General features: G+C 60.0%; 5 protein-coding genes and 1 pseudogene. 2 read left to right on the top strand and 4 right to left on the bottom strand.

Features of this window, described 5'->3' with window-relative positions; translation table 11 throughout:
* Positions 1 to 548: 548 nt before the first annotated feature.
* The gene (locus VQ044_RS23035) at positions 549 to 2,231 is read left to right on the top strand and encodes a glycine/sarcosine N-methyltransferase (protein ID WP_327649854.1); all 1,683 of its coding nucleotides are present in this window, start codon (positions 549 to 551) and stop codon (positions 2,229 to 2,231) included.
* 183 nt (positions 2,232 to 2,414) lie between these two features.
* On the top strand, positions 2,415 to 3,599 hold the full coding sequence (metK, locus tag VQ044_RS23030; RefSeq protein ID WP_327649853.1) for a methionine adenosyltransferase: 1,185 nt from the start codon (positions 2,415 to 2,417) through the stop codon (positions 3,597 to 3,599).
* A gap of 250 nt (positions 3,600 to 3,849) precedes the next feature.
* On the opposite strand, the gene proX is transcribed toward metK, so the two are convergent.
* The 4 genes and pseudogenes from proX to VQ044_RS23010 form a co-directional block, all read right to left on the bottom strand.
* Positions 3,850 to 4,878: a glycine betaine/L-proline ABC transporter substrate-binding protein ProX gene (gene proX, locus VQ044_RS23025; protein ID WP_327651350.1), complete on the bottom strand. Its 1,029-nt coding sequence runs from the start codon at positions 4,876 to 4,878 to the stop codon at positions 3,850 to 3,852.
* Positions 4,879 to 4,955: 77 nt separating this feature from the next.
* Entirely contained in the window at positions 4,956 to 5,882 is a 927-nt protein-coding gene (locus VQ044_RS23020) for an ABC transporter permease (protein WP_327649850.1), read from the bottom strand.
* Complete coding sequence (locus VQ044_RS23015) at positions 5,879 to 7,135, bottom strand: quaternary amine ABC transporter ATP-binding protein (RefSeq protein ID WP_327649848.1); 1,257 nt, start codon at positions 7,133 to 7,135, stop codon at positions 5,879 to 5,881. Before VQ044_RS23015 ends, VQ044_RS23020 begins: the two co-directional genes overlap by 4 nt.
* A gap of 178 nt (positions 7,136 to 7,313) precedes the next feature.
* A pseudogene (locus VQ044_RS23010) lies at positions 7,314 to 7,604 on the bottom strand (transposase); the annotation flags it as partial.
* Positions 7,605 to 7,682 lie beyond the last annotated feature (78 nt).

The following is a 7,682-nucleotide window of genomic DNA, read 5'->3' as shown; positions in this document are numbered from 1 at the left end:
ATCGCTCCTTCGGGAGGTTCTGGCAGGCTTCAGCACCCGCCACGATACGCCGCCTTCTCAGGCCCCATCACCCATTTTCAGCCATAGCTCTGACGTCGGCGCACTCGATCGCAAGTCGACTGGGGAAGCGAACGTGATCAATGATGACGACCAAGTGCGCTAAACCCGAGTGAGGTTGCCGGGTCGCCGCCGCCGCGCCACCCTGGCAACACGCTCAAACAATACGATATCGACACCCAAGCGCCGTCGTCGGAACCATTGATCGTTCGCCTATCGAAGCATTCGCCAACTGATTCTTTTCTATAACGCTTGCGTACCGCTCCGTTATCGCGGTATGGAGCGTTTTCGGCAGCATTAAACGTGAATATGCTTCGCCAATCGAATTACATGGTGGTACCTTCTTCCAGGCGGCGATAACTGCGCCAAACATGCGCATCCGCTCTACCAGCCACCCAGCCGCTGCCACAATCGCTTGCCTGCGTCTCATGCGGGCCGAGCAGGAGCGTTGTGGCCTGCCATATGACCTTGAAGGAAACAGAGGAGACTTCATGTCCCGTACCCATGCGACAAACGCAGAACTGACGCTGACCAATCAGATCTACAGCGGCGACCCGCTTCTGGATCGCGAAACGGACCAATATCGCAACGAGTACGTGACAACCTTTGTCGAGAAATGGGACGAACTGATCGACTGGCACGCGCGTGCCGAAAGCGAGGGACAATTCTTTACCGACGTGCTGAGGGCACGCGGCAAAGAGACTGTTTTCGACGTTGCCACTGGCACAGGTTTTCATTCGGTGTGCCTGACCGAAGCCGGCTTCAACGTGACCTCCGCCGACGGCTCGGCGTCGATGCTCGCCAAGGCGTTCGAAAACGGCCAGGCGCGCGGCCTCATCCTCAAAACCGTGCAGGCGGACTGGCGCTGGCTCAATCGTGACATCCACGGCAAGTATGACGCGATCATCTGCCTCGGCAACTCATTCACCCATCTGCACGAAGAGCAGGATCGGCGCCGGGCGCTCGCCGAATTCTACGCCGCGCTGAAGCACGACGGAATTCTGATTCTCGACCAGCGTAATTACGATACAATGCTTGACGAGGGTTTTTCTTCAAAGCACAAATATTACTATTGTGGCGACAAGGTCAGCGCCGAGCCTTCTCATATCGATGAGGGTCTCGTGCGCATGCTTTACAGCTTTCCCGACGGCGCAAAATATGCGTTGAACCTTTGCCCCATCCGCAAGAATTACGTTCGCCGCCTTCTGTCCGAAGCCGGTTTCCAGCGCGTGCGCACCTATGGCGATTTCCAGGAAACCTATGCCGAGAACGACCCGGATTTCTTCATTCATGTGGCAGAAAAGTCCGCGCTGCAACTCGTCCGCCCGAGTGGCGGCTCACACGCCACATCAAGTCTGCGCAACAGCGCCGAGAATTATTACGACAGCAATGACGCCGACATCTTTTACTCCACGATATGGGGTGGGGAAGATCTTCATATCGGCATCTATGACGATACGCGGGACATTCGCGCCGCAAGCGACGAAACCGTCGACCGCATGGCAGCTCTCGTTCCGGATCTTGGGCGGTCGACGCTGATTCTCGATATCGGCGCCGGCTATGGCGGCTCGATGCGACGGGTTGTAATGGGCCACGGCTGCGCGGCCACATGCCTGAACATCTCCGAGACGCAGAACGCCTACAATCGCGCCAGGACGAGTGCCGCCGGGCTCGCAGGCAAGATCAATATCCTCCACGGCGCGTTTGAGGATATTCCCGAACCCGGCGGCTCCTATGACGTCGTGTGGAGTCAGGATGCGATGCTGCATTCTGACCAGCGTGAAAAGGTGCTGGAGGAAGTATGGCGGGTATTGAAGCCCGGAGGCTACTTCGTCTTCACCGACCCTTGCCAGAAGAACGATGTGGCCGAAGGCGTGCTGCAACCGGTCTACGACCGCTTGCAGCTTGGCAGCCTGGGTTCGTTCCAATTCTACCGCGAGACCGCACAGGCACATGGCTTCGAGATATTGCGCCAGGACGACATGACCTTGCACCTGCGCACCCACTACGACCGGGTGCGTGAAGAACTGGTCGCCAATTACGACAGGTTGCGCGAAAACGGGGCCTCGGCGGAATATCTCGACAAGATGAAGGTCGGACTGGCGAATTGGGTCAAGGCCGCCGACGATGGTTATCTGGCCTGGGGTATCCAGTTGTTCCGCAAAGCCGGTTGATCCGCCGACCGGCGGCCCATTCATACGCCATCAGTAAGGCTCACGAATTGGCTGGCGCCGAAACCTCGCCAGCCACGATGTGCCAACGCGTCCGCATAAGTCATGTGCGCAACCGACATCCGGCGTGGCACGCCGCTCTTCACCTCGCTGCCCGCACTCCCGTCAAACGCAAGGAGCAAATCAATGAACGACAAGACCTGGCTGTTCACGAGCGAATCTGTGTCGGAAGGCCATCCCGACAAGGTCTGCGACCGGATATCGGACGCCATCCTGGACGCGTATCTTGCCGCCGACGCCGATTGCCGTGTCGCATGCGAGACGCTGGCCACGACGGACCACGTGACCATTGCCGGCGAAGTGCGCGGTCCCGAAGAAATCCGCCAGCGCGTCGAGCAAATCGCGCGCGAGGCGATCAGGGATATCGGCTACGAGCAGAAAGGGTTTTCCTGGCGCACATGTGCCGTCCACAATCTCCTGCATGCGCAATCGACCGACATCGCCATGGGTGTCGACGAAGGGGACAAGGGCGAAGAAGGTGCTGGCGATCAGGGCATCATGTTCGGCTATGCCTGCAATGAGACCCCGGAATTGATGCCGGCTCCGATCCAGGCCTCGCATCGGATCCTGCGACTGATGGCCAAAGACCGTAAGTCGGGCAAGCGGCCGGAGTTCGGCCCTGACGCTAAGAGCCAAGTGACGCTGAAATATCGCAACGGCAAACCCGTGGGGCTCGACACCGTAGTTGTTTCCACACAGCATATCGAAGGGCTCAGCCAAAAAGATGTACGCGCGCTCGTCGAGCCTTACCTCGCCGCGGTGTTCCCGACGGAATGGTCCGTACCAGACGACCGCCTGATCGTGAACCCGACCGGCAATTTCGTCATAGGAGGACCTGATGGCGATGCCGGGCTGACCGGGCGCAAGATCATCGTCGATACCTATGGCGGTGCGGCGCCCCATGGCGGCGGCGCCTTCTCCGGAAAGGACCCGACCAAGGTCGATCGCTCCGCAGCCTATGCCGCGCGCTATCTGGCGAAAAACGTCGTCGCCGCAGACCTTGCCGACAAATGCCAGATACAGCTCGCCTATGCGATCGGTCTTCCGGAACCGGTTGCGCTCTATATCGAAACATTCGGCACGGGACGAGTGGACACCGACAAGCTGTCCTCGGTATTGCGCGAGCTGGTCCGCCTCACCCCGCGCGGCATTCGCGAGCATCTTGGCCTTCTCAAGCCGATCTATGCCCGCACCTCCGCCTACGGCCATTTCGGCCGCCTCCCCGACGAAGACGGTGGCTTCTCATGGGAAAGGACGCATCTGGCCGAGGAACTGGCGCGGGAATTCGGTGTCACGCATGCAGCTGAATAGGTGTATTTCCCAACGCCTGCCAATTGTTGCATCGTTCCGCGAACCTGCAACGAAGCAACCAAACGGGCTGCTATCCCTCTCGCACTTTTCTCCAACCTGATCACCCTCGCTATTGCGGAGTCGACCTGGGGATCACGCAGCCACCTATGGATCAGGTTGGTGCTCATCGCATAGCGCCGCGCCACATGTGCAACCGTAACTCTTGTATGGTTTGCCGACGGGGTTTCCCGTCGGCAAACCAACCAGAATCCTATTGCGCGGCGGCGCGGGCGGCGTCGAGCCAGCCATCCACTTCAGCGCGGTTGTCTTCGATCCAAGCGGCTGCCTGAGCCTCGATGTCATCATCGCCTTCATTCATCGCGGCGTTCTGCGCGAAGATCGCGGACAGTGGGATGCTAACCTCTTCCAGTAGCGTGCGCACTGCGGGGTTGTCTTCCAGGAACGCGGTGTTCACGACCGGAACGATGTCGTTGGCCGGGAAACCAAGGGTGCAGGGGTCGCTCACGCAGCCATCGACACCTTCCATCGTCGCCGCATCGGCTAAGTTCATCAGCGATTCGGGCAGATCGACCTCGGGCACCTCGATCCAGACGACATCCTCGCCGGGGACAAGTTCGTTCACCGTCCAGTTGGGCGTCCAAGTGTAGAACAGGATCGGCTCGCCGCCCTGATACGCGGCGACGGCATCAGCCATCGACGCGGAATAACCTGCCTTGATCGGATTAACGTGGTCACGCAGATCATAGGCATCAAGGTGGTGTTCGATATTGATCTCGCAGCCCCAGCCGGGAGGGCAAGCGACCATGTCGGCCTTGCCGTCGCCATTGCGGTCGAAGGCTTCCTTGACTTCGTCACGCTTGAAATCGTCCAGCGTGGTGATCCCGAATTCATCGGCGCTGGCCTTGTCGACAAGATAGCCTTCCAGCGCGCCGCCCTCGGCCACGGCTCCGACGAGTTCGGCGTCGCCCTCAAAGGAATCGCGATAGGTGTTGTGCAACGGGAACCAGCCGTCGACCCACATCGTCACATCGCCAAAGGCAACCGACTGATAGAAGATCGGGTTGTCGAGCGTCATCGTGTCGTTCATCTCATAGCCGAGTTCTTCGAGCATCTGCGCATAGATTTCGGTGTGGAACCAGCCGGTGTCCCAGGTGGGCTGGGCCATCTGGATCGTCGTCCCTTCACCGGGCATGTCTTGGGCGAGCGCGCCGGTCGCGGCGGCAAAGCCGACCCACGCTGCGGTTCCAAGGGTAAGAGCGGTTTTCTTCTGAATGATCATCATATCTGATCCTTTCTTCGGAGGCGGCACTGGGTGCCGCGTTTACGACGGTGCCTTGGCACCGTCGTGGAGAATGTTCAGGGTTTGGCCGCTGTGTCGTCGGCAACCGGCGCTGCCCCCTTGCCGCGCAAGGTGCGGGTCAGCACCTGACGCAGGGAAAGCGTGCTGCCTTCACCAAGCCCCTGGGTGATGCGATCCAGAACGATGGCCAGGATCACAATTCCGACGCCACCCGCCGTTGCCCCGCCCACGTCAAGCCGACCAAGGCCGGTGTTGACGATCAGACCAAGGCCGCCGGCGCCGATCAGGGCGGCGATCACCACCATCGACAGCGCAAGCATCAGCGTCTGGTTCAGGCCCGCCAATATCGTACGCAGCGCCAGCGGGATTTGCAAATCCCACAACATCTGCCACTCGGTCGACCCGAAGGCGCGCGCCGCCTCGGTCAGGTCGCCGCGCACGTTGCGGATGCCCAGATTGGTCAGGCGAACCATCGGCGGAATGGCAAAGATGATTGTGGCGATGATGCCGGGTGTCATTCCGACTCCGAACAGCATGACGATCGGCACCAGATAGACGAAGGACGGAATGGTCTGCATGATATCGAGGATGGGCCGCGTAATCCGCCAGAACATATCGCTGCGCGCGGCCAGAATGCCCATCGGCAGACCGATGATCGCACAGAACAGAACCGACGTCACGATCATCGCAAGGGTCGTCATCATTTCGGGCCAGAGGCCGATCATGTCGACAAAGGCAAATCCGATGAGGGTGAAGATCGCAATGCCGCGCCCCGCCCATTTCCACGCGGCAAGGGCGAAAACCACCGTGGTCACGATCATTGGCACGAACAGCAGAAAAGCGTTCATGTTGTTCAGAACCAGCGTCACGGGCACCTGCGCGGCGCGGAACAACGGCCGGAAATTCGGCACCAGCCAGCCCCGGACAAAGGTGTTGATCCAGTCGTCGAATGGAATCGTGGCGATATCGGCAGGACTGATCATTGGGCTGCCTCCTTGGCGGGGTTTGCGTCCCCGGTGGTATCTGGGGCGTCATAGTCAGGGGGGGCCGGAATATCGTTGTCAAGCTGCGCCAGCACGGCCTGGGTTTCGACCACACCGAGCAACCGGTCGTCGTCACCGGTCACGGCAATCGGCAGACCGGTGCCCGCCGGGCCGTACAGTTCATGAAGAAAAGTATCCTGGTTCACTGCCGTGAAATCGGTGATCAGGGACGCACCAAGTGCGGCGTCGCCCGGACTGTCGCGGCGCAGCGCAGCCGATACATCACGGTGTGTCACCACGCCTGACACGGTGTCGCCGTCCAGCACATAAAGCGCGTCAAGCTGCGACTCCTCCATCCGGCGCAGCGCAACCTCGGCGCTGTCGGTGTGCAGTTGCGCGGTCACCGGAGCAGTCGACACATCGCCGGCGGTAAAGACCCGGCCACGGTCGATATCGGCGACGAAGGCCTGCACATAATCGTCGGCAGGGTTGCTTACGATGTCCTGCGCGGTGCCGACCTGCACGAACAGACCGTCCTTCATGATGGCGATCGTGTCGCCCAGAAGCATCGCCTCGTTCAGATCGTGGGTGATAAAGACGATGGTTTTCTTCAGCTTTTTCTGAAGCTCCAGCAGTTCATCCTGCATCTCGCGGCGGATCAACGGATCGAGCGCGCCAAAGGGCTCGTCCATCAGCAACACCTGCGGGTCGGATGCCAGCCCCCGCGCCAAACCGACACGCTGCTGCATCCCGCCCGACAGATCACCCGGCAGGCTGTCAGCCCATGCCACAAGACCCACCTGTTCAAGAACGGCCAGGGCCCGCTCCCGGCGTTCTTCCGGCGCCATTCCCTTCACCTTCAGCCCATAGGCCACGTTGTCGGCAACGCTCCAGTGGGGAAACAGCGCGAAATGCTGGAACACCATGGTGATGGTATTGCGTCGGATAGTCCGCAATGCCTCACCCTTCGCCTGCGCGACATCCTGACCATCGATGATGATCTGCCCCGAGGTCGGCGGAATCAGCCCGTTCAACAGGCGTACCAGTGTCGATTTGCCGGACCCCGACAGCCCCATGACGACAAAGATCTCGCCTTCGGCCACCTCGAAAGTTGCGTCCTGAACCGCGACGGTCGCGCCCGTCGATTCAAGGATCGCCTCCTTTCCCTCGCCCCGCCGGAGCATGTCCAAAGCGGCGTCCGGGCGGTCGCCGAATATCTTGTAGAGGCTGGTGATTGCGATCTTGGCTGTCATGTAACTCCCTATTTCGCCGAAGGATGTGGCGCGGCTTACTCGACCCCGCGCGTTGTTCCGCGCAGGTTCTATATTGGGTATGAAACGTCGTATAAGGGACTTGGATCCAGGATCAAAGAGGTGGCTCGGTTTGTCTGAACAGGCTCGACGGCTTGATAAGTGGATCGTCTGCCGGGTTTTATGCCGCTGCGAGAAGCGGTTGATTGAAGTAGGCGTGGTCCGGAGTTTTCCGGCCCAGGCTCGAATGTGGGCGTCTTGCGTTGTAAAAGTCGAGGTACCGGCCGATCGATGTCCGGGCGTGGCTGACGGTCTCATAGGCCCGAAGATAGACCTCCTCGTATTTGATGGATTTCCAGAGCCGTTCGACGAAGACGTTGTCGCGCCAGGCGCCCTTGCCGTCCATGCTGATCTTGATGTCGCTGGCGAGCAGGACCTTGGTGAAGTCGATGCTGGTGAACTGGGCGGATTCAACCGGTCGTCGCAACAGGTGCTATAATACTCGCTTCCAAGAGAAGCGCGAGGGTTTCTGCTGGAGACTTCCAACCGA

The organism is Aurantimonas sp. C2-5-R2 (genome assembly GCF_036549495.1).
Classification (GTDB): domain Bacteria; phylum Pseudomonadota; class Alphaproteobacteria; order Rhizobiales; family Rhizobiaceae; genus Aurantimonas; species Aurantimonas coralicida_A.
This window is presented reverse-complemented; position numbering and strand designations above follow the sequence as displayed.

Excerpts from the sequence above, each read along its gene's own strand:
- VQ044_RS23035 (WP_327649854.1), top strand. The coding sequence starts at position 549 with ATGTCCCGTACCCATGCGACAAACGCAGAACTGACGCTGACCAATCAG.
- metK (WP_327649853.1), top strand. The coding sequence starts at position 2,415 with ATGAACGACAAGACCTGGCTGTTCACGAGCGAATCTGTGTCGGAAGGC.
- proX (WP_327651350.1), bottom strand. The coding sequence starts at position 4,878 with ATGATCATTCAGAAGAAAACCGCTCTTACCCTTGGAACCGCAGCGTGG.
- VQ044_RS23020 (WP_327649850.1), bottom strand. The coding sequence starts at position 5,882 with ATGATCAGTCCTGCCGATATCGCCACGATTCCATTCGACGACTGGATC.
- VQ044_RS23015 (WP_327649848.1), bottom strand. The coding sequence starts at position 7,135 with ATGACAGCCAAGATCGCAATCACCAGCCTCTACAAGATATTCGGCGAC.